Source organism: Niveispirillum sp. FG156 (genome assembly GCF_057809555.1).
Genome location: NZ_JBMDKE010000024.1, coordinates 91,127 through 111,121 on the forward strand (window position 1 = coordinate 91,127; position 19,995 = coordinate 111,121).

General features: G+C 63.3%; 17 protein-coding genes. 10 read left to right on the forward strand and 7 right to left on the reverse strand.

The features are described 5' to 3' along the window. Window positions 1–66 precede the first annotated feature (66 nt). Complete coding sequence (locus tag ACODSP_RS16585; protein WP_488966666.1) at window positions 67–936, forward strand: MipA/OmpV family protein; 870 nt, start codon at window positions 67–69, stop codon at window positions 934–936. Window positions 937–1,279: 343 nt separating this feature from the next. On the opposite strand, the gene ACODSP_RS16590 is transcribed toward ACODSP_RS16585, so the two are convergent. After that, window positions 1,280–1,867 (reverse strand): GNAT family N-acetyltransferase, encoded by a 588-nt coding sequence (locus ACODSP_RS16590; RefSeq protein ID WP_488966667.1) that lies wholly within the window; start codon window positions 1,865–1,867, stop codon window positions 1,280–1,282. Further along, window positions 1,867–2,901: an NrtR DNA-binding winged helix domain-containing protein gene (locus ACODSP_RS16595; protein ID WP_488966668.1), complete on the reverse strand. Its 1,035-nt coding sequence runs from the start codon at window positions 2,899–2,901 to the stop codon at window positions 1,867–1,869. The genes ACODSP_RS16590 and ACODSP_RS16595 overlap by 1 nt, the downstream gene beginning before the upstream one ends. Before the next feature lie 255 nt (window positions 2,902–3,156). Between ACODSP_RS16595 and ACODSP_RS16600 the strand changes: the two genes are divergently transcribed. Then, complete coding sequence (locus ACODSP_RS16600) at window positions 3,157–7,998, forward strand: NAD-glutamate dehydrogenase (protein WP_488966669.1); 4,842 nt, start codon at window positions 3,157–3,159, stop codon at window positions 7,996–7,998. Window positions 7,999–8,077: 79 nt separating this feature from the next. Here the strand turns inward: ACODSP_RS16600 and ACODSP_RS16605 are convergent, their stop codons facing one another. Continuing rightward, window positions 8,078–8,485, reverse strand: coding sequence for a YbaN family protein (locus tag ACODSP_RS16605; RefSeq protein WP_488966670.1), 408 nt, complete (start codon window positions 8,483–8,485; stop codon window positions 8,078–8,080). A gap of 108 nt (window positions 8,486–8,593) precedes the next feature. Between ACODSP_RS16605 and ACODSP_RS16610 the strand changes: the two genes are divergently transcribed. The 6 genes from ACODSP_RS16610 to ACODSP_RS16635 all read left to right on the forward strand — a co-directional run bounded on the left by ACODSP_RS16610 (window position 8,594) and on the right by ACODSP_RS16635 (window position 11,403). Then, window positions 8,594–8,839, forward strand: a complete 246-nt coding sequence (locus ACODSP_RS16610) for a FitA-like ribbon-helix-helix domain-containing protein (RefSeq protein WP_488966671.1) — start codon at window positions 8,594–8,596, stop codon at window positions 8,837–8,839. After that, complete coding sequence (locus ACODSP_RS16615; RefSeq protein ID WP_488966672.1) at window positions 8,839–9,261, forward strand: type II toxin-antitoxin system VapC family toxin; 423 nt, start codon at window positions 8,839–8,841, stop codon at window positions 9,259–9,261. The genes ACODSP_RS16610 and ACODSP_RS16615 overlap by 1 nt, the downstream gene beginning before the upstream one ends. Before the next feature lie 4 nt (window positions 9,262–9,265). Further along, on the forward strand, window positions 9,266–9,613 hold the full coding sequence (locus ACODSP_RS16620; RefSeq protein ID WP_488966673.1) for a DUF3088 domain-containing protein: 348 nt from the start codon (window positions 9,266–9,268) through the stop codon (window positions 9,611–9,613). Window positions 9,614–9,708: 95 nt separating this feature from the next. Continuing rightward, entirely contained in the window at window positions 9,709–9,969 is a 261-nt protein-coding gene (locus tag ACODSP_RS16625) for a type II toxin-antitoxin system RelE family toxin (RefSeq protein WP_488966674.1), read from the forward strand. Continuing rightward, window positions 9,966–10,352 (forward strand): helix-turn-helix domain-containing protein, encoded by a 387-nt coding sequence (locus ACODSP_RS16630; RefSeq protein ID WP_488966675.1) that lies wholly within the window; start codon window positions 9,966–9,968, stop codon window positions 10,350–10,352. The genes ACODSP_RS16625 and ACODSP_RS16630 overlap by 4 nt, the downstream gene beginning before the upstream one ends. A 247-nt stretch (window positions 10,353–10,599) precedes the next feature. Next, window positions 10,600–11,403, forward strand: coding sequence for a DUF2971 domain-containing protein (locus ACODSP_RS16635; RefSeq protein WP_488966676.1), 804 nt, complete (start codon window positions 10,600–10,602; stop codon window positions 11,401–11,403). Between the two features lie 111 nt (window positions 11,404–11,514). Here the strand turns inward: ACODSP_RS16635 and ACODSP_RS16640 are convergent, their stop codons facing one another. The 4 genes from ACODSP_RS16640 to zwf are packed head-to-tail and all read right to left on the reverse strand — an operon-like array spanning window position 11,515 to window position 16,205. Beyond that, window positions 11,515–12,147, reverse strand: coding sequence for a bifunctional 4-hydroxy-2-oxoglutarate aldolase/2-dehydro-3-deoxy-phosphogluconate aldolase (locus ACODSP_RS16640; protein WP_488966677.1), 633 nt, complete (start codon window positions 12,145–12,147; stop codon window positions 11,515–11,517). A 20-nt stretch (window positions 12,148–12,167) separates the two neighbouring features. Next, window positions 12,168–14,003: a phosphogluconate dehydratase gene (gene edd / locus ACODSP_RS16645; RefSeq protein ID WP_488966678.1), complete on the reverse strand. Its 1,836-nt coding sequence runs from the start codon at window positions 14,001–14,003 to the stop codon at window positions 12,168–12,170. A gap of 44 nt (window positions 14,004–14,047) precedes the next feature. Next, entirely contained in the window at window positions 14,048–14,746 is a 699-nt protein-coding gene (pgl, locus tag ACODSP_RS16650) for a 6-phosphogluconolactonase (protein WP_488966679.1), read from the reverse strand. Further along, complete coding sequence (gene zwf / locus ACODSP_RS16655; protein WP_488966680.1) at window positions 14,730–16,205, reverse strand: glucose-6-phosphate dehydrogenase; 1,476 nt, start codon at window positions 16,203–16,205, stop codon at window positions 14,730–14,732. The genes pgl and zwf overlap by 17 nt, the downstream gene beginning before the upstream one ends. 365 nt (window positions 16,206–16,570) lie before the next feature. Between zwf and hexR the strand changes: the two genes are divergently transcribed. Both hexR and glgB read left to right on the forward strand, forming a co-directional pair. After that, window positions 16,571–17,413 (forward strand): transcriptional regulator HexR, encoded by an 843-nt coding sequence (gene hexR, locus ACODSP_RS16660; protein WP_488966681.1) that lies wholly within the window; start codon window positions 16,571–16,573, stop codon window positions 17,411–17,413. Between the two features lie 253 nt (window positions 17,414–17,666). Next, entirely contained in the window at window positions 17,667–19,886 is a 2,220-nt protein-coding gene (gene glgB, locus ACODSP_RS16665) for a 1,4-alpha-glucan branching protein GlgB (RefSeq protein ID WP_488966686.1), read from the forward strand. The last annotated feature ends 109 nt before the right edge of the window (window positions 19,887–19,995 follow it).

The following is a 19,995-nucleotide window of genomic DNA, read 5'->3' on the forward strand; positions in this document are numbered from 1 at the left end:
GTGGCGGTGGGGGCGGCGATGCGGTAGAGCTATGCCGCCCTGCAACATGATCAGGTTCAACGCTCCATGATCCGCCGCCTTGCCACCCTTGCCGCTGCCCTGCTGGCCCTGTCCGGCGCCGCCGCCGCACAATCGGCCCTGTTCGGGATGGAGACGACGGACGAAACCGCCCCCCTGTGGGAAGGCAGCATCCTGGCCGCCGGTGGCTATGTCGCGCATTACCCGGCGGCGTCGCAGGGGCAGTTCAAGGCGCTGCCGGTGCCGTTCCTGATCTATCGCGGCGACAATCTGCGCATCGGCGACAATGGCTTCATCCGCGCGCGCCAGGAAATGGCGGGCGGGCGGTTTGAGCTGGATATCGGCCTGGACGGGTCCTTCGATGTCGACAGCAAGGACAACAAGGCCCGCCAGGGCATGCCCGACCTGGACCTGCTGATCGAGGCGGGGCCCAAGGCCACCTGGCATTTCATGCCCAAACAGGCGGATGTGCAGGTTGATCTGGGCGTGGAGGTGCGCGCCGTGATCGCCACCCGCCTGATCGGGTTTGATTATGAAGGCATCAGCGTCAATCCGGAGCTGAGCTGGTTTGACCGCTCGCTGGCCGGGACCAAGCTGCGCGGCTACGCCGCCATCGGGCCGGTCTTCGGCTTTGACGGGGTGAACGATTATTTCTACGGCGTCGATGCCGCCTATGCCACGGCCAGCCGCCGGGCCTACAAGGCCGATGACGGCTATATCGGCACCAAAGCCACGCTGGGTGTGGCCTATCCCATCAATGACCGGCTGCTGGTGTTTGGCGCGGCGCAGGTCGGCTATTACGGCGGGTCGGCGAACGAGGATAGCCCGCTGTTCCGCGACAAGACCAATGTCAGCGTCGGTGCCGGCGTGCGCTGGTCCTTCTGGCAGTCCGAAGCCCGCGTGCCTGTGGTGCGCTGAGTTTTCTGCCCATTTGGGCGGCAGTGCCGTTTGAATGGGCAGGTGCTGTGGTGGTGGGGGCGCCGGAAAGCGTTGTCAGGGGCCGGATTGGCACTTGGCACGCGATTCGCATTCTAAGTCATGCACATGCACGGGGATATTGGGTAACCCCACCGGTTGGCGACAGGCGGTCGGCATGATGTTGAAATTGGGGTCCCTTCACGGGGGTCCGGCTGGGGATCGACGCCCGGCAGCGGGGTGACCTGCTGCCGGGCGTTGTTTGTTTTGGGGGGCGTCCCCCCCCCATTCGTCATCCCGGCGGAAGCCGGGACCCAGCGCAGAGCGGCGTCTGCCGCGACATGACTCATATCGGCGCTGACCGCGCCTCACGCTGGGTCCCGGCTTCCGCCGGGATGACGGTTTGGGCGGCCCTCACCCGATAAAACACATGCCGGCGCAGGGGATGTCCCTCTGGCAGCCGGGGGTGGTCGAAATCCATGGCCGGTTCGTGACGCAGGCCGATCCGTTCCATGACGGCACGCGACGCGCGGTTATGGGGCACCGTGAAGGATACGATCTCCCGCAATCCCGCCGGGCCGAACCCGTAGTCCAGGGCCGCCTTCGCCGCCTCCGTCGCATATCCCCGCCCCTGGAACGAAGGTAACAGACGCCAGCCGATTTCAACGGCGGGCAGGAAACCGGCATCGAAGGTCACGGGCATCAGGCCCGCCATGCCGATCAGGGTGCCCGACGCCTTTTCCACCATGGCCCAGTAGCAGAAGCCGTGTTCGGCCTGAAACCCCTGTTGCCGCTTGATGCTGGCGGCATTCATCTCCCGCGTGAAGGGGCCGGCCAGCCATTCATAAACGGCGGGATCGTCATTGATGGCCGTCAGGGCGTCCAGGTCGCTGTCGAGCCAGGGGCGCAGGAGCAGGCGGGGCGTGTGGATCATCAATCCACCATCCGCACCTGCGGCAGCCCGATGCCCGCCGCCACGCGTTCGCGCAGCACATCGCGGCGGAAGCGGTGCAGTTCGGCGGGGCGGCCGCCGGTATGGGCTTCCTGAGACCCGGTGGCTTCCACCAGACCGCCGGCCAGAACCAGACGGCGGAAATTCTGTTTGTGAAGCTGCACGCCCGACAGAGCCTCCACCGTCCGCTGCAACCGGAACAGGGTGAATTGCTGGGGCAACAGGTCAAAGACCAGGGGTCGGTATTTCAGCTTGCCGCGCAGGCGGCCCAGTGCCACGGCCAGGATGCGGCGGTTATCCTGGGCCATGGGCGTGCCCATCTGGGCCGCCAGACCCGGTTCGTTCAGGTGGCCATTGTCCAGGCTCAACCCCAGACGCTGCCGGATGGCGCGGTCGCGCAAGGCCTCTTCCACCAAGCCGGCACTGTAGAGCAGTTCGTAGCGTTCCAGCACGCGTTCGGTGTCCCACAGCTCCTCCTCGGCAAAGGTGGTGGAGACACGTTCGGCGCGGGCGGCGGCGATGGCGCTGTCAGGGGCCGCCGCGATCCAGCGGCTCAGGGCCGGCATGATGGTGCGGGTCAGCAGGGCGGGGCGGCCATCGCGCCAATCCTCCCACGGGAAGTAATCGTACCAGTCGTGCCATTCGGCGGCCCCGCTGCCCGACAGCGGTGCCTCGCGTACCAGCGCCATATAGCCGACGGAAACGACGCGTGACCCGCCCTCCAACTCGCGCGGGTCGCGATACTTGTCCCCGAACGTATAAAGCTGTTCGACATAGCGCAGCGGCAGGCCCGTCTGTTCCTCCACCCAGCGGCGCAAACCCTGTTCCAGGGTGCGGTCGCGGTCAGCCGTAAAGGGGCCGAAGGGCAGGGCATCCTGGCCCGCCGTCGCATCCCGCTGTTCCGGCGTGGCGAGGTTGTGCGTCATGCGCCGCACCACCAGCACGCGCGGCACCTCATCCGTCACGGCGACGATGACGGCGGTCAGGCCCAGCACTGTCGAGTCGGGCACGGGCACGGGTCGCTTGCTCCCTCTCTGGCGGACGGTTGGGGACGGTCGGATTCGAAAAGAAAGCCGTAGTCGCTTGTAAAGCAATGGAATGCCGTATGCCAGCCCGTCGGCGGCATAAGCGTTCCGGAACGCCGAACTGTCACCCGACACTCTTTCTGACGACGCATAAAAGGAGCAAGGTGTTGCCCGCGAACCGTGCCGGGGCCCATCCAGCCACAAAATTGCCCCGACAAAGATGCGGTCCATTGCGGGAGAAATACCATGGCGTTCAAGCTCGAACAGCGTAAGTCCGAGCTGGTGGAACAGGTTGTCGCCAAGCTGCGCAGCCGGTTGTCCAAGGAAAAGGCCGGCCTGGCCGAAGCGTTCGTCCGGGCCTTCTATCGCAACGTGTCGCCCGACGACATGCTGCGCTCCACCGCCGATGAGCTGTATGGCGCCGCCATCGCCATCATGCAGTTCGGGGGCACGCGCAAGCGGGGTGACGCGCTGGTCCGCGTCCTGAACCCGCGCGTCGACAGCGACGGATGGCACGCCCACCATACGGTGGTGGAAATCGTCAATGACGACATGCCCTTCCTGGTGGACAGCGTTTCCGCCGAACTGAACCGCCGGGGCCTGACGGTCCATCTGGTGGTGCATCCCGTGATCAAGGTCAGCCGCGATGGCGATGGCCGCCTGACCGCCATTTGGCAGAATGGCGAGGCGCCCGCCGATGCCATCGCGGAATCGGTGATGCATATCGAGGTCGATCAGATCACCGGTAACGATGAACTGGACGCGATCCGCGCCGGCATCGCCGCCGTACTGGCCGATGTCCGCGCCGCCGTCACCGATTTCCACGCCATGCGCGCCCGTCTGACCGAAACCATTGCGGGCCAATATGGCCCCGTGGCGGCGGATGAGCGGGAGGAGGGCCTGGCCTTCCTGCGCTGGATGGATGAAGACCATTTCATCTTCCTTGGCATCCGCGAATACCGCCTGGGCAAGGAGAAGGATGAGGAGACGCTGGACATCCAGACGGGTGCTGGCCTGGGCCTGCTGCGCGATGATGAGGTTAGCGTCTTTGACGGGTTGCGCTATTTTTCCACCTTGCCGCCGGAGGTGAAGGCATTTGTCCGCCACCCCCGCTTCATGATGGTGACCAAGGCCAACAAGGACAGCACGGTGCATCGCCGCGCGCCGCTGGACGCCGTCATGGTCAAGCTGTTCAACGAGGCGGGGGAGGAAGTGGGCGAGCGGCTGTTCGTCGGCCTGTTCACCAGCACTGCCTATAACCGGTCATCCCGCGATATCCCGTTCCTGCGCCAGAAGGTGGCGCGCGTCATCGCCCGGTCGGGCTTTGACGGGCGCGGCCATGATGGCAAGGCGCTGGTCCATATCCTGGAAACCTATCCGCGTGACGAGCTGTTCCAGATCGGCGATGATGAGCTGTATGAGATCGCGACCGGTGTGCTGCATCTGCAGGAGCGGCAGCGCGTCGCCCTGTTCGTGCGCAAGGACCCGTTCGAACGTTTCGTTTCCGCATTGATCCATGTTCCGCGCGATCGTTACGATACCGATCTGCGCAAGCGCCTGCAGGCCCTGATCGAGAAGGCCTATGACGGCACCTCGACCCAGGTGAATGTCTCGCTGTCGGAAAGCGTGCTGGCGCGCGTCCATCTGATCGTGCAGACCACACCCGGCAAGCTGCCCGACGTGGATGTGGGGGAACTAGAAAGCCAGCTGATCGAGGCATCGCGCGGCTGGCGCGACCGCTTCACCCAGGCAATGGTGGAGGAAAAGGGCGAGGCTGCCGGTCTGGCCCTGGCGCGCAAGTATAATGCCACCCTGCCGGCATCGTACCAGGAGGCCTACAGCCCGGATGAGGCGGTGGTCGATATCGCCAGGATCGAGCAGGTTATTGCCCAGGGCGGCATCGCGCTCAACCTGCACCGCCCGGTGGAGGCCGACGCCCATCAGCTGTTCTTCAAGGTCTATCAGACCGGCGGGCCGGTGGAACTGTCCAAGGTGCTGCCCATGCTGGAGCATCTGGGCCTGCGCATCCTGGCCGAGGGCGGCCCGTTCGAGGTGGAGTTCCCCGGCGATACGCCCAATGTCTTCATGCAGGATTTCGACATGCGCACCGCCGATGGCCGCGCCGTCGAGCTGGATCGCGTGAAGGCGGCGTTCGAGGATGCGTTCCACCGCGTCTGGACCGGAGAGGCACAGTCGGACGGCTTCAACCGTCTGGTGCTGCTGTCGGGCATGGATTGGCGCGAGGTCACGATCTTCCGCGCCTATGCCAAGTATCTGAAGCAGGCCAAGTTCGATTTCAGCCAGGAATATATCGAGAATACGCTTTCGACCCATTCCAAGATCGCCCGCCTGCTGCTGGACCTGTTCCGGCTCAGCCATGATCCGGCCATCCTGGCCAAGCTGGGCCGGGATGAGGTGGATACCAAGCGCAAGGGCCTGATCCTGGAGATCGACCACGCGCTGGATGCCGTCACCAACCTGGATGAGGACCGCATCCTGCGCCGGATGCTGAACATCATCCGCGCCACCCTGCGCACCAACTTCTATCAGAAGGGGGCGGACGGGAAGGCGAAGAGCTACATCTCCTTCAAGCTGGATAGCGGGTCGATCGATGACCTGCCCCTGCCGCGCCCGTGGCGGGAGATTTGGGTCTATAGCCCGCGTGTGGAGGCCATCCATCTGCGCGGTGGCAAGGTGGCGCGCGGCGGCATCCGCTGGTCCGACCGCAAGGAAGATTTCCGCACCGAGATCCTGGGCCTGATCAAGGCGCAGATCGTCAAGAATGCGGTGATCGTGCCGGTCGGCAGCAAGGGCGGCTTCATCGTGAAGAACCCCGTGCCGGCCAGCGCCGGACGCGAGGCCGTGATGGCCGAGGTCATCGAATGCTACAAGACGATGATGCGCGGCCTGCTGGATATCACCGACAACCTCAAGAACGGTGTGGTCATTCCGCCCACTGATGTGGTGCGCCTGGACAGCGACGATCCCTATCTGGTGGTTGCCGCCGACAAGGGCACGGCGACCTTCAGCGACATCGCCAATGGCGTGTCGCGTGACTATGGCTTCTGGCTGGACGATGCCTTTGCCTCTGGCGGTTCCGCCGGATACGACCATAAGGGCATGGGCATTACCGCGCGCGGCGCGTGGGAGGCGGTGAAGCGCCATTTCCGCGAGCTGGGCAAGGATATCCAGAACGAGGATTTCACCACCGTCGGCGTGGGCGACATGTCGGGCGACGTGTTTGGCAACGGCATGCTGCTGTCCAAGCATATCCGCCTGATCGCCGCCTTTGACCATCGCCACATCTTTGTCGATCCCAACCCGGATGCGGCCAGCAGCTGGGCGGAGCGCAAGCGCCTGTTCGATCTGCCGCGCTCGTCCTGGGCTGATTACGACACGACGAAGCTGTCGCAAGGCGGCGCTATCTTCGACCGGGGGGCCAAGTCGGTGACGCTGTCGCCGGAAATCCGTCAGGCGCTGGAAATCCAGAACGAGCGGGTGACGCCGACGGAGCTGATGCGCGCCGTCTTGCGCGCCAAGGTGGAACTGCTGTGGCTGGGCGGCATCGGCACCTATGTGAAGTCGTCGGACGAGACCAACGCCGATGCCGGTGACAAGGCCAACGATCCCATCCGCCTGAATGGCCGGGATTTGCGGGCCAAGGTGGTGGGCGAGGGTGCGAACCTTGGCTTCACCCAGCGCGGCCGTATCGAGGCGGCGCAGGCCGGCGTGTCGATCAATACCGACGCCATCGACAATTCCGCCGGCGTGGACACCTCGGACCATGAGGTGAATATCAAGATCCTGCTGCGCGACGTCATGGATGGCGGCGGCATGACGCGTGAACAGCGCGACGTGCTGCTGGCCCAGATGACGGACGAGGTGGCAGATCTGGTCCTGGCCGATAATTACAAGCAGACCCAGGCCCTGACCATCGCCCAGGCCATTTCGGTGGAAACGCTGGAGGATCAGGCCCGGTTCGCCCGCACCATGGAAAAGGCCGGCAAGCTGTCGCGCGCCATCGAGTTCCTGCCCGATGACGAGGAAATCGCCGCCCGTGTCAACGCCAAGCGCGGCCTGACCCGCCCGGAAACGGCGGTGCTGCTGGCCTATGCCAAGATCGACCTTTATGACCAGTTGCTGGCGTCCGACCTGCCGGAGGACAAGAGCGTCGAACGCGATCTGATGCGCTACTTCCCCAAGCCATTGCAGGAGAAGTTCCCCGACGCTTTGGGGCGCCATCAGTTGCGGCGCGAGATCATCTGCACGGCTGTCACCAACGGCATGGTCAACCGCGTCGGCCCCACCTTTACCTGGGAAATGGTGGAACAGACGGGCCGCCGCGAGGGCGATGTCGCCCGTGCCTATCTGATCGTCCGCGACGCCTTCGGCCTGCGCCGGCTGTGGGACGCGGTGGAGGCGTTGGATACCAAGGTGCCGGCGGCGGTGCAAACGGCCATGATGCTCTATACGGGCCGCCTGATGCGCCGGGCCGTGCCCTGGGTCCTGGCCCATGGCAGCTACCCGCTGGATATCGCGGCGGAAGTGGCGCGTCTGGCCCCCGTGGTGGAGGAACTGACGGGCCATCTGCCCGATATCCTGTCGCCGTCGGCCCTGAAATGGCTGGCGGAGACGGCGGGCAACTGGTCCAAGGATGGGGTGCCGGGTGATCTGGCCCGCCGTGTCGCGGCCCTGCCGCTGCTGGCGGCCAGTACCGACATCGCGGAAATCGCGGTTGAGGCCAACCGCGATCCGTCGGACGTGGCCAACCTCTATTTCGACCTGGGCGACCGCCTGGGCCTGGAATATCTGCGGGCGCGGACGGCAGAGGTGAAGTCCGAAAACCACTGGCAGCGCCAGGCGGTGGCGGCCTCGCTGGATGATCTGTTCAACCTGCAGGCCCGGTTGACGGCCCGCGTGCTGATCCAGAGCCAGGGCGGCGATCCGTTCGACGCCTGGGCGGCACAGCGTACCGGTCCGCTGGAGCGGATCAACAGCCTGCTGGCCGACCTGCGCGGCGTGGCAGCCCTCGACATCGCCATGCTGGCGGTGGCGGGGCGGCAGTTGCGCGGGCTGCTGGCGGGGTGACGTGACGCGTAGCGCGGATTAGGCGCAGCCGTAATCCGCGGGTCCTCCGGCGACGGGGTTTCCGCGGATTACGCTGACGCTAATCCGCGCTACGGGTTTTCAGTCGCTTCGGTGCCGGACGTGTGGCGACGAAAATCGCCGTGCAGCACAGGATGACACCGACAATCACGGGCACCCAGGTGCCGCGTGTCGTGAAGAACACGAAGACCCAGGACAGGGCCATCACCGATACCGCCGCGATTTTGGCGCGTGTCGGGATGGCGCCCTGTTCGCGCCAGTCGCGGAGCGGCGGGCCCCAGCGCGGATGGTCCAGCAGCTTCTGTGCCTTTTCGGGGTGCGAGCGGAAATAGGCCCACAGCGCCACCAGCAGGAATGGCGTGGTCGGCAGGACCGGCAGCACCGCCCCCGCCATGGCCAGCCCCACGCAGACATAGCCCAGCGCCATATAGAAGGGCCGCCAGCGGCGGCTGCTCGTCGGCTCGGTCATGCTGCTTTCCGCTGCCAATCGCAAATCATTCGCAACAATGGCGCGGGTGCGGGTGGTTGGCAAGGGGGGCCGCAGCACCTATTATGGATGGATGACAGGGAGGTGCCCATGGCCAGCCTGACCATTACCGATCTTGATCCCACCTTGCAGGACCGATTGCGCGCCCGCGCCGCTGTGCGTGGCCGGTCGGAGGAGGAGGAGGCGAAGCATATTCTGCTGGATGCGCTGCCTCCGCCAAAGCGCGAGGCTGGTAATCTGGCCCAGTCCATCCGGGACCGTTTCGCGGCTTTGGGTGGGGTTGAACTGCCAGAGGTGCTGCGTGAAGATGGTCCGCCGCCGCCGGATTTTCGTTGATGTTCGTGTTGGACACGAATGTCATCAGTGAATTGATGCGGCCAGCCGGATCCGACCGTGTCTTCAATTGGATTTCACGACAGTCACCTTCCCTGCTCTTCACGACATCGGTAACACAGGCTGAAATCTTCTTCGGTCTGTCGATTATGCCGACCGGGCGCCGCAAAGCCCTGCTTATGAAGGCAGCAGAGACAATGTTTGTGCAGGACTTCGCCGAGCGAATCCTGCCCTTTGATGCGCCATCCAGCCTTATCTATGCAGATATAAGATCACGCCGCCAAAGAGCCGGTGCCCCGATCTCCGTGTTTGATGCCCAGATTGCAGCGATTGCCAATCTTCACTCTGCCACGCTGGTGACCCGAAATATCCCGGATTTCCGGGATTGCGGGATCGCCCTGATCAACCCCTGGACCGATGATTGATAATATGGCCCGCGACATCCTGTACCTGCTGCCGCCCGATTTCCCGGATGAGAAGTACCCCGGCCAGCGCTTCTACTGCGCCGACTGTATGTTCATGGAGGGCATCCTGGCCCGGTTTCCGGTGATTGCGGAGCGGGTGGAGGTGCGGCGCCACGATTTTCCCCGGCCCAGGGCCGAGGTGGTGGCGCTGGTGGGACAGGCAAACCAAGGCCTGCCGCTGCTGATCTTTGGTGATGAAGCCGATGATGGCTTGGAGACGGGGCGGCATGGTGGGGTGCGCTTTGCCGGTACAAGGACGGCGATCATGAAAGCGCTGGCCGTAAGGTATGGGATACCGTTGCCGCATCCGTGAGGGGTGCAGCATGAGGGGCTTAGGATAGGTCCAAATGTTCGCCGACAGCTAACTTTCATCTTGTGCGGATGTTAGCTCTGAGAGAATATTTCGGCATGAAAGTCGAGCTGACCAAGGTTGCACAGAAGGGGCTGGCGAAGATGCCGGCAAAGGCCCGTGCGACCTTGCTTGGCAAGTTGCAAGCGGTGGCGGCGGCCCCCTTTGCCCGGCATACTTTCGATGTGAAAGCGTTGAAGGGCGTGCAGGACACGTTTCGTATTCGTCAGGGGGACTGGCGTGCGGTGTACCGCGTGGTCAGGGTCGAAGATAGCATCCTCGTTCTGATCATTGATGTGCGTGGGGAGGTTTATGAATGAATGCCATCAAGCCCTTGTCCGTCACTGCGGAGACCGTCACGCTTGCCCGTACCGATTACGAGGCTTTGCTGGACGAGTTAGAGGAAGCGCACGATCTTGCTCGCATCAGGCAGATTGATGCCGACCTTGCCGCCGGGCGTACGGAAACCATCCCCTTTGAGATGGCCGTGGCACTCTGCGACGGGGCCAACCCGGTCCGTGCCTGGCGCAAACACCGGGGTATGACAGCCCGTGATTTGGCGGCACAGGTTGGGATCGCTCCCGGCTATCTGTCTGAAATCGAAACGGGCAAGAAAGCGGGAAGCGTCCAGGTGCTGACCCGACTTGCGGGTGTACTCAGGGTTGATCTTGATGACCTTGTGGGTGAGATGCGGGTGGATTAGGCGGGGATTGTAAGGGGGGTAATTTTTGGGCCAATGATGCTCGATTATGGAGCCGATACCGATAATCTGTCCGACCAAGAAGATGGCTGGCTTGTGTATAGGTTAAATGATCAATTTTGAAATAGATTTTCTTTGTAGATATATAGAATTGTTAGAATGTGGATAGTAAAAATGCTTATAGTGATTTAGCTTTCCGTTGGATCAAGTCTCCATGCTGGAGGCCGTCTAGCCAGGAATGGAGGTGACATTGACTGTAAACGAATCACCTCCCGTACTCATTGAGCCGCATAAATTAATATTGGGGCAGCCAAATCCTGGTCAACGCCTCTACAAAGTCATATCAGTTGAAAACTTGATAAAATCCATCTCCGGTAGATATCTGCATTTTAATCGTGTTGATTCGTATAAGGACTTTCCTGGTGCAGATGTAGATGACGGCGCTGAACCACCGCACGGCAAGGTCATTAGTCAGGGTATAGTTTTTGAGAGATTATCTACATTTAGTCTATCGGATTATTATGCGTTGGTGCGAAGTCGAACCTATGCTTGTTGCTTTTCGACGATGAATTCTGATTATATTTGGAAAAACTATGGTGGAAACACCGTGATGGGAAAAGTGTGTTTAGAATTTGATTTTGAAAAACTTAAAGAAAGCTTAAATGCAACGCTGAGCGGTCCATCGGCGCTTATGTGCGGAGATATACAATGTCATCAAATATTTTCAATAAACTATGGCAAAATATTATACATAGATCGGGATGCGTATAACCCCGTCGGCAGGGATATTCCGAATCCAATTATTTATACCTACTTAAAAGATAAAATTTACTATAACGAGAGCGAGCTAAGAATTTCTCTGTCGGTGCCAGGGCTTGGGTCGCCTATGTTGAATGACGGTCGGAAGATGAATTTTTCTCCGGATCTATTGATGGAATTCGATTTCGCGAAAGCTATATTTGATGGAACAATCACCCAAATTCTAACGGGTCCGACAACTAACGTAGAACATTTGAAAGCCAAGCTTACTGAACTTGGAATTGGATTGGCGTGACTCGCCATATCCCCCCAAAAAAGATGGGCGGTCGGGATTCCCCCAACCGCCCATAAGGTCGATCGCCGTGAAATGACCGGACAACGGCGATCGTAGAGGACCGGAAAAGAGTTACGCGCGGCGCGGCAGGCTGGCGGCTTCGCGGGCGAGCGCCGTGATGCCGGCCCAGTCGCCGGCCTTGACCATGTTGCCGGGCGTCACCCAAGAGCCACCCACGCACATGACGTTGGGCAGGGCCAGGAAGTCGGGCGCGGTGGCGGCGGTGACGCCGCCGGTGGGGCAGAATTTGATCTGGGAGAGCGGCGAGGAGACCGCCTTCAGCATGTCCATGCCGCCCACGACGGTGGCGGGGAACAGCTTCTGGTGACGGATGCCGCGCGACAGCAGGTACATCATCTCCGCCGGGGTGGCGACGCCGGGCAGGTAGGGGATGCCGCTGTCCAGGATGGTGTCGACCAGGGCCGGATAGGTGCCGGGGCTGACGATGAATTTGGCGCCGGCATCGGCCACCTGCGCCACCTGTTCCGGGGCGATGACGGTGCCGGCACCGACCACCGCGCCCGGCACCTTGGCCATGATGCGGATGGCGTCCAAGGCTGCGGCGGAGCGCAGGGTGACTTCCAGCACCGGCAGGCCGCCGGCTACCAGCGCCTCTGCCAGGGGCTGGGCATCTTCCAGCCGGTCGATGATGATCACCGGAATGACCGGGGCCAGGCTGGCGATGTGGGCGATATCCATGCTCATCTTGTCAGGTTCCGGTCGGATCAGGCGGTGGTGGAGGAGGGGGCGGCGAAGCAGGAACCGCCCTGTTCGGCACCGGTGGCAGAGGCGCGGAAGGCACCGAACAGGTTGCGGCCCATGCCCCATTCATTGTGCGACAGGTCGGGCACAGTGACGGTGCGGGCCGCGAATTCGGTGGCATCGACCAGCACGTTCAATTCACCGGTTTCGGCATTCAGGCGGATGACGTCGCCATCGCGCACCCGGGCCAGCGGGCCGCCGCCCAGGCATTCCGGCGTGATGTGGATGGCGGCGGGCACCTTGCCCGAGGCGCCCGACATGCGGCCATCGGTGACCAGCGCCACCTTGAAGCCCTTGTCCTGCAACACGCCCAGGCCGGGCGTCAGCTTGTGCAGTTCCGGCATGCCATTGGCGCGCGGACCCTGGAAGCGGACAACGGCCACGACGTCGCGGTTCAACTGTCCGGCCTTGAAGGCGGCCTGCAAATCATCCTGGCTGTCGAATACGGCGGCCGGCGCCTCGATCACCCGGTGTTCGGGCTTCACGGCGGAGACCTTGATGATGCCACGGCCCAGATTGCCGGACAGAAGGCGCATGCCGCCCGTGCTGTCGAACGGATCGGCGACGGGGCGCAGCACCTTGGTGTCGGCGCTTTCCTTCACGCCGGGCCGCCAGGTGGCCACGCCGTGATTGTCCAGGAAGGCATCCTGGCGATAGGCGTCCAGGCCTTCGCCGGCCACCGTCTTCACATCGCCATGCAGCAGGCCGCTATCCAGCAGTTCAGAGATCACGAACTGCATACCGCCGGCGGCGTGGAAATGGTTCACATCGGCCACGCCATTGGGATAGACGCGGGCCAGCAGCGGGACCGAGGAGGACAGGTCACTGAAATCCTGCCAGTCAACCTGAATGCCGGCGGCGGCCGCCATGGCCACCAGATGCAGGGCATGGTTGGTGGACCCGCCCGTGGCCATCAGACCGATGATGCCATTCACGATGGCCTTTTCATCAATCACGTCGCAGATGGGCGTGTACTCGTCACCCAGCGCGGTGATCTTGGCCGCACGCTCAGCGGCGGCAACCGTCAGCGCATCGCGCAACGGCGTGTTGGGGTTGATGAAGCTGGAGCCCGGCAGGTGCAGGCCCATGATCTCCATCAGCATCTGATTGGAATTGGCCGTGCCATAGAAGGTGCAGGTGCCCGGCCCGTGATAGCTCTGCGACTCCGCCTCCAGCAGCGCGTCGCGGCCCAGCTTGCCCTCCGCATAGAGCTGCCGGACCTTGGCCTTTTCCGGGTTGGACAGGCCGGACGTCATGGGGCCGGCGGGCACAAAGACGGCGGGCAGATGGCCGAAGGACAGGGCGCCGATGAACAGGCCCGGCACGATCTTGTCGCAGACCCCCAGATAGAGGCCGGCGTCGAACATGTTGTGCGAGAGCGCGATGGCCGTGGACATGGCGATGACATCGCGGGAGAACAGCGACAGTTCCATGCCGGGTTGACCCTGGGTCACGCCATCGCACATGGCGGGTACGCCGCCCGCGAACTGCGCCACGGCACCGGCCTTGCGCACGGCATCCTTGATCAGGGCCGGATAGCGTTCCAGCGGCTGATGCGCCGACAGCATGTCGTTATAGGCGGACACGATGGCGATGTTCGGCTCTGTCCCCGATTTCAGCTTGGCCTTGTCATCGGCGGCACAGGCCGCGAAACCATGGGCCAGATTGCCACAGGCCAGCGTACCGCGCTTGGGACCCTTGCCGGCGGCAGCGCGGGTCTGCTCCAGATATTTGGACCGGGTGGCGCCGCTGCGCCCGATGATCCGGTCGGTGACGCGGCGGATGGCGTCCTGTGTCATCTCGAACTTCCTCCTTCAGGGGCGCCCGGCAAAGGCCGTGGGGGTTACGGCGCCCACCAGATGGAAACGGGGACCTGATTCTGGTGCAGCACGGAGCGGACGGGGGCGGCCTCAACCGGTCCCGGCTTCAATGCGTCGTCCAGAACGGATTTTTTCTTGTCGCCCGTGATCAGCAGGGCAACGGCGCGGGAGCGCAGCAGTTCCGGCAAGGTCAGGGTGATGCGTGCCGGCACACCACCTGCGGGCGTGACGGCGGCCACCGCCAGACCCAGCGCACCGCTCAACGCCTCTGCCAGACCGATGGCACCGGGGAAGAAGCTGGCCGTGTGGCTGTCCTCCCCCATGCCCAGCAGGACAAGGTCATAGGGGCGGGGCATGGTGGCCAGCCGGCTGCTGGTGCGGGCCAGACCGTCGGCGGGGGTGGCGCCCACGCTTTTCAGGCCGACCACGGTTGCACCCTTGGCGACGGCGGCGGACAGGGTCCGGCGCACCATCGCCTCATTGCTGGCGGGATCGTCCAGATCGACCCAGCGTTCGTCCGACAGGGTCAGATAGACCTTGTCCCAGGGCAAATCATAGGTATCCAGCCGGGCGAACAGGTCGGCGGGCGTGGTGCCGCCCGACAGGACCAGCGAGGCGCGGCCATGGGTGGCCACCGCATCGCGGATCAGGCCAGCGATATGGTCGGCCAGGGCCGTGACCAGGGACCCTTTGTCGGCGTGGCTATTAATAGTCGGCATCATTCCACCGCCGATCATCACGGGCCAGCAGCAGGGCTGCCGACAGCGGCCCCCAGCTTCCGGCCGGATAGGGTTCCGCCGGCTGGTCGGTGTCCTTCCAGCCCTTCTGGATGGTGTCGATCCAGGCCCAGGCGGCGTCCACCTCGTCCCGGCGCATGAACAAGGACGGGTTGCCGCGAACGGTATCCATCAGCAGCCGTTCATAGGCGTCGGGATAGCGGTCCTTGAACGTCTCCGCATAGGACAGGTTCAGCGGCACCGAGCGCAGGCGCAGGCCGCCGGGGCCGGGCACCTTGGTCATGATCGACAGGTTCACGCCCTCATCCGGCTGCAACCGGATGACCAGACGGTTGGCGGTCAACTCCCCCGCGCCGCGCCCGAAGACATTGTGCGGTGTGGCCTTGAACTGGATGACGATCTCGGAATAACGCGTGGGCATGCGCTTGCCGGTGCGCAGATAAAAGGGAACCCCGCCCCAGCGCCAATTATCCACCTCCGCCTTGATGGCGACGAAGGTTTCATTGTTGGACGCAGCACCCAGTTCCTCGGCGTAACCGGGGACCGTCTTGCCCTCGATGGCGCCCTGGCGGTACTGGCCACGCACCGTCTTGGCCTTCACATCCTGTGCCGTGATGGGGCGCAGGGCGCGCAGCACCTTGATCTTCTCATTGCGGATCATGTCCTCCGTCAGCGATGACGGCGGTTCCATGGCCACAAGGCAGAGAAGCTGCAGGAAATGGTTCTGCACCATGTCACGCAGGGCGCCGGCCTTGTCGTAATAGTCGGCACGGCCCTCGACGCCGACCTTTTCGGCCACGGTAATCTGCACATGGTCGATATAGTTGGCGGACCAGAGTGGTTCGAACAGGGCATTGCCAAAGCGCAGGACCATGAGGTTCTGCACAGACTCCTTGCCCAGGTAGTGATCGATGCGGAAGATCTGCTCTTCCTTGAAGATGGCGCCGACCTCGTTATTCACGGCATTGGCCGAGGCCTGATCCTTGCCGATGGGCTTTTCCAGGACGACGCGCGTCTTGGGGCAGATCAGGTCCGCTTCCTTGATATTGCGGCAGATGGCGCCGAACAGGACGGGCGAGGTCGCCAGATAGAAGACGCGGGCCTTTTCCCCGCCATCCTTCAGCGCCTCGACCAGCAGCGGCCAGTTGCCGGCGGGCTTGGTCGCGTCCAGCGGCACATAGGTGATACGGCCCAGGAAACGGGCCAGGATGGCCTGATCGATATCTTCCGCCGGAACGAACTGTCCCAGGGCCTTGGTGATCTGCGCGCGGAAGGCGTCGGTATTCTGATCGGTGCGGGACACGCCGATGATGCGGCTGTCATCGGTCAGCTGATGGTCGCGTTCGCGGTAATAAAGGGCGGGCATCAGCTTGCGCAGGGCCAGATCGCCCGTGCCGCCGAACACCACATAGTCGAAGGGATTAACCTGCATCACATCAGCCATGGCACCCGGCCCGCCCGTCCCTTGATTTCCGGCCATTTCCTGGCCGAGGCGGCGCGCGGTCCGCGCCGTCTTCTGCATTGAATGTAGCAGAATTACCAAAGCTCGCAAGCGGCGACTACGTAGTCTGTCTGCATTTCCGGCATTCGCGCGCATGTTTGTGACCGGCATGCTGCGCTGCGGCGTAACTTTACTACGGCTTTTGCCCTGAGAAAGGCATTTCGGGGGTGGAACGGGCCAAACTTGGCGGGCAGGGGTGCCCCGCTGTTACCGCCGGTATGCCGGCCTTGCCAAATCCGGTTGGATTTCGTGTAATTCCCTTACACGGCCCTGCTGGCCGGTATCAGATGTTGGGGGGAGTGGCCGACGTGCTTGAACGTATCCGTGGCATGCAGTCCGGTCTGCGCCGATCCGAACAGAAGATCGCGGAAGTGGTGCTAAAGCGCCCGCATTCGGTGGTCAATGCCTCCGTTGCGGAGGTGGCGCGGGAGGCGCAGGTCAGCCAGCCGACGGTCGTCCGCTTCTGCCGCTCCATCGGCTGTGCGGGGTTCCAGGATTTCAAGCTGCGCCTGGCCCAGGATCTGGCCACCGGCACCCCTTATGTGCATGAGGAGGTGCGGCCCGACGATCCGGTGGTCGATGTGGCCGCCAAGGTCCTGAACCGCTCCATCGCGTCGCTGACGCGCGTGCGCAACCATACCAACCCGGAGGCGTTGGAGGCGGCGGTACGCATCCTGTCCGAGGCGCAGCGTATGGAATTCTATGGTTTCGGCGCCTCTGGCGTGGTGGCCATGGATGCGCAGAACAAGTTCTTCCGTCTGGGCATCCCTTGCGTCGCCTATACGGATTTCCATGTGCAGGCCATGTCGGCCACCCTGCTGGGGCCGACTGCGGCGGCTTTGGTCATTTCCCACACGGGCCGCACGCGCGAGCTGCTGCGCTCGGTTGATCTGGCGCTGGACAGCGGGGCCAAGGTGGTGGCGCTGACCTCGGGCGGGTCACCGCTGGCGGAAAAGGCCACGGTGTCGCTACTGGTCGATGTGGTGGAAGATACCAGCATGTATACGCCGATGGTCAGCCGTCTGGCGCATCTGGCCATGCTGGACGTGCTGCAGGTGGCCGTCGCATTACGCCGTGGCGTCAATCTGGCCGAAAGCCTGGCCCGGTCCAAGCGGCCGATCCGGGAGCGGCGGTTGGGGCAGCGGGGGTAAAGGGGAGTTCCTTCACCGGTTTTGCGTTGAACCTCCCGGTTGGCGTTGAACCCTCACCCTCCCGTCGACTGGCGCCGACGGGCCCCTCCCTCTCCCACGTTCGTAGGCGAGGGGTGAAAATTTAGCCCCTCGCCCGCTTGGCGGGAGAGGGAGGGGCCCGCGCCGGAAGGCGTGGGAGGGTGAGGGAGCTACGCTCCATATCCCCACGCTCCCGCAAACATGGTAAATTTCCTCATCACCCCAACCCAGGACCATCATGCCCCAGACCCCGTCCGAAGCCGAAATTGCCGCCATCATCCAGGCGACGCATGGCGACGTCTTCGCGATCCTGGGGCCGCATCCGCTGCATGACGGGTCGGGGCGGGTGGAATTGCGGGTGTTCCGGCCCGATGCGGAACGCGTAGCGGTGATCGGTGCGGATGGGGCGGAACGGCTGGACCTGCCGCGCCTGCATGGCGACGGGTTCTTCGCCGGCACCCTGACCGCTGAACAGGCAGCGGGATACCGGTTGCGTCTGTCGCGCGGGCATGACCGCTGGGAGATTGAGGACCCGTACCGATTCCCGCCCATCCTGGGGGAGATGGATCAATATCTGCTGGGCGAGGGGCGGCACTGGCGATCCTATGAAAAGCTGGGCGCGCATCTGGATGTGATCGACGGCGTCGCCGGTGTGCGCTTCGCCGTCTGGGCGCCCAATGCGCGGCGCGTGTCGGTCGTGGGCGACTTCAACGGCTGGGATGGCCGTATCCATGTCATGCGCCTGCGCTTAGGCGCCGGCATCTGGGAGATTTTCATCCCCGGCGTGACCGAGGGTGCGCATTACAAGTACGAGATGCTGGATGCCGGCGGCTACATGCTGCCGCTGAAGGCCGATCCGCATGCGCTGGCTGCCGAATTCCGGCCCGCCACCGCCTCCATCGTGTCGCGCATCGATCATCACCCCTGGCAGGATGCGGAATGGCTGGCCCGGCGGGCGGCGCGCAATGCCCGTTCCGCCCCCATTTCCATCTATGAGGTGCATCCCGGTTCCTGGCGGCGGCCCGGCCATGCCGGTTACCTGAACTGGCGCGAACTGGCGAACCAACTGGTGCCCTATGTGCGGGAAATGGGCTTCACCCATATCGAGGTGATGCCCGTTCATGAGCATCCGTTTGACGGGTCCTGGGGCTATCAGGCGCTGGGCCTGTTCGCGCCGACCTCGCGCTTTGGCACGCCGGCGGATTTCCAGGCCTTTGTCGATGCCTGCCATCAGGCGGAAATTGGCCTGATCATCGATTGGGTGCCCGGCCATTTCCCGACCGATGCCCATGGTCTGTATGAGTTCGACGGCTCGCACCTGTACGAACATGCCGATCCGCGCCAGGGCTATCACCCCGACTGGAACACCGCGATCTATAATTTCGGGCGGAACGAGGTGACGAATTTCCTCATCTCCAACGCCCTGTTCTGGCTGCGGCATTACCATATTGACGGGCTGCGCGTGGATGCCGTCGCCTCCATGCTGTACCTGGATTACAGCCGCAAGGAAGGTGAATGGGTCCCCAACCGCCATGGCGGGCGCGAAAACCTGGAAGCCATTGATTTCATGCGCCGCATGAATGCCCTGGTCTATGGGGCCGAGGAAGGGCAGGGCGGCGGGGCCATGACCATTGCCGAAGAGTCCACCGCCTGGCCCGGCGTGTCACAGCCGGCCCATGCCGGCGGCCTGGGCTTTGGCTATAAATGGAACATGGGCTGGATGCATGACACGCTGAAATATATGCAGCGTGATCCGATCCATCGCCGCCATCACCATAGCGACCTGACCTTCGGCCTGCTCTACGCCTTTTCCGAAAACTTCATCCTGCCGCTCAGCCATGATGAGGTCGTGCATGGCAAGGGCTCGCTGCTGGCCCGCATGCCGGGGGATGACTGGCAGAAATTCGCCAATCTGCGCGCCTATTTCAGCTTCATGTGGACCCATCCGGGCAAGAAGCTGCTGTTCATGGGCGGGGAATTCGCGCAGGGGCGCGAATGGAACCATGATGGGCAGCTTGACTGGCATCTGCTGGACGATCATGGCGGCGGCCACTGGCACCGGGGCGTGCGCGATCTGGTCCGTGACCTGAACCATCTCTACCGTGACACACCGGCCCTGCATGAGCGAGACTGTGAGGGCGAGGGCTTCCGCTGGATCAAGGGCGGGGCGGCGGATGAAAGCGTGCTGGCCTACAGCCGCCATGGCTTTGCCGAGGGGGCGGTCGCCGTGACATTGGTGAATTTCACGCCCGTGCCGCGTCAGCGGTATCGCGTGGGTGTGCCGTTCGGGGGGATGTGGCGGGAGGCGTTGAACAGTGACGCCGCCGCCTATGCCGGCAGTGGCATCACCAACCCGGAACCGGTGCAGGCCCAACCCCTGCCCTGGGACGGGCAGCCGTTCAGTGTTGAGATCGCCTTGCCGCCGCTGGCGGGTCTGGTGCTGCTGCCGGCTTGAGGCGACGCACCGGGGCTTCGTAGCGCGGATTAAGGTGTGTTGAGATTCAGGGTGTAGTTTTTCTAACCCATTGGAACTCATAGATTGCCTCCCCGGCGAAGGCCGGGGC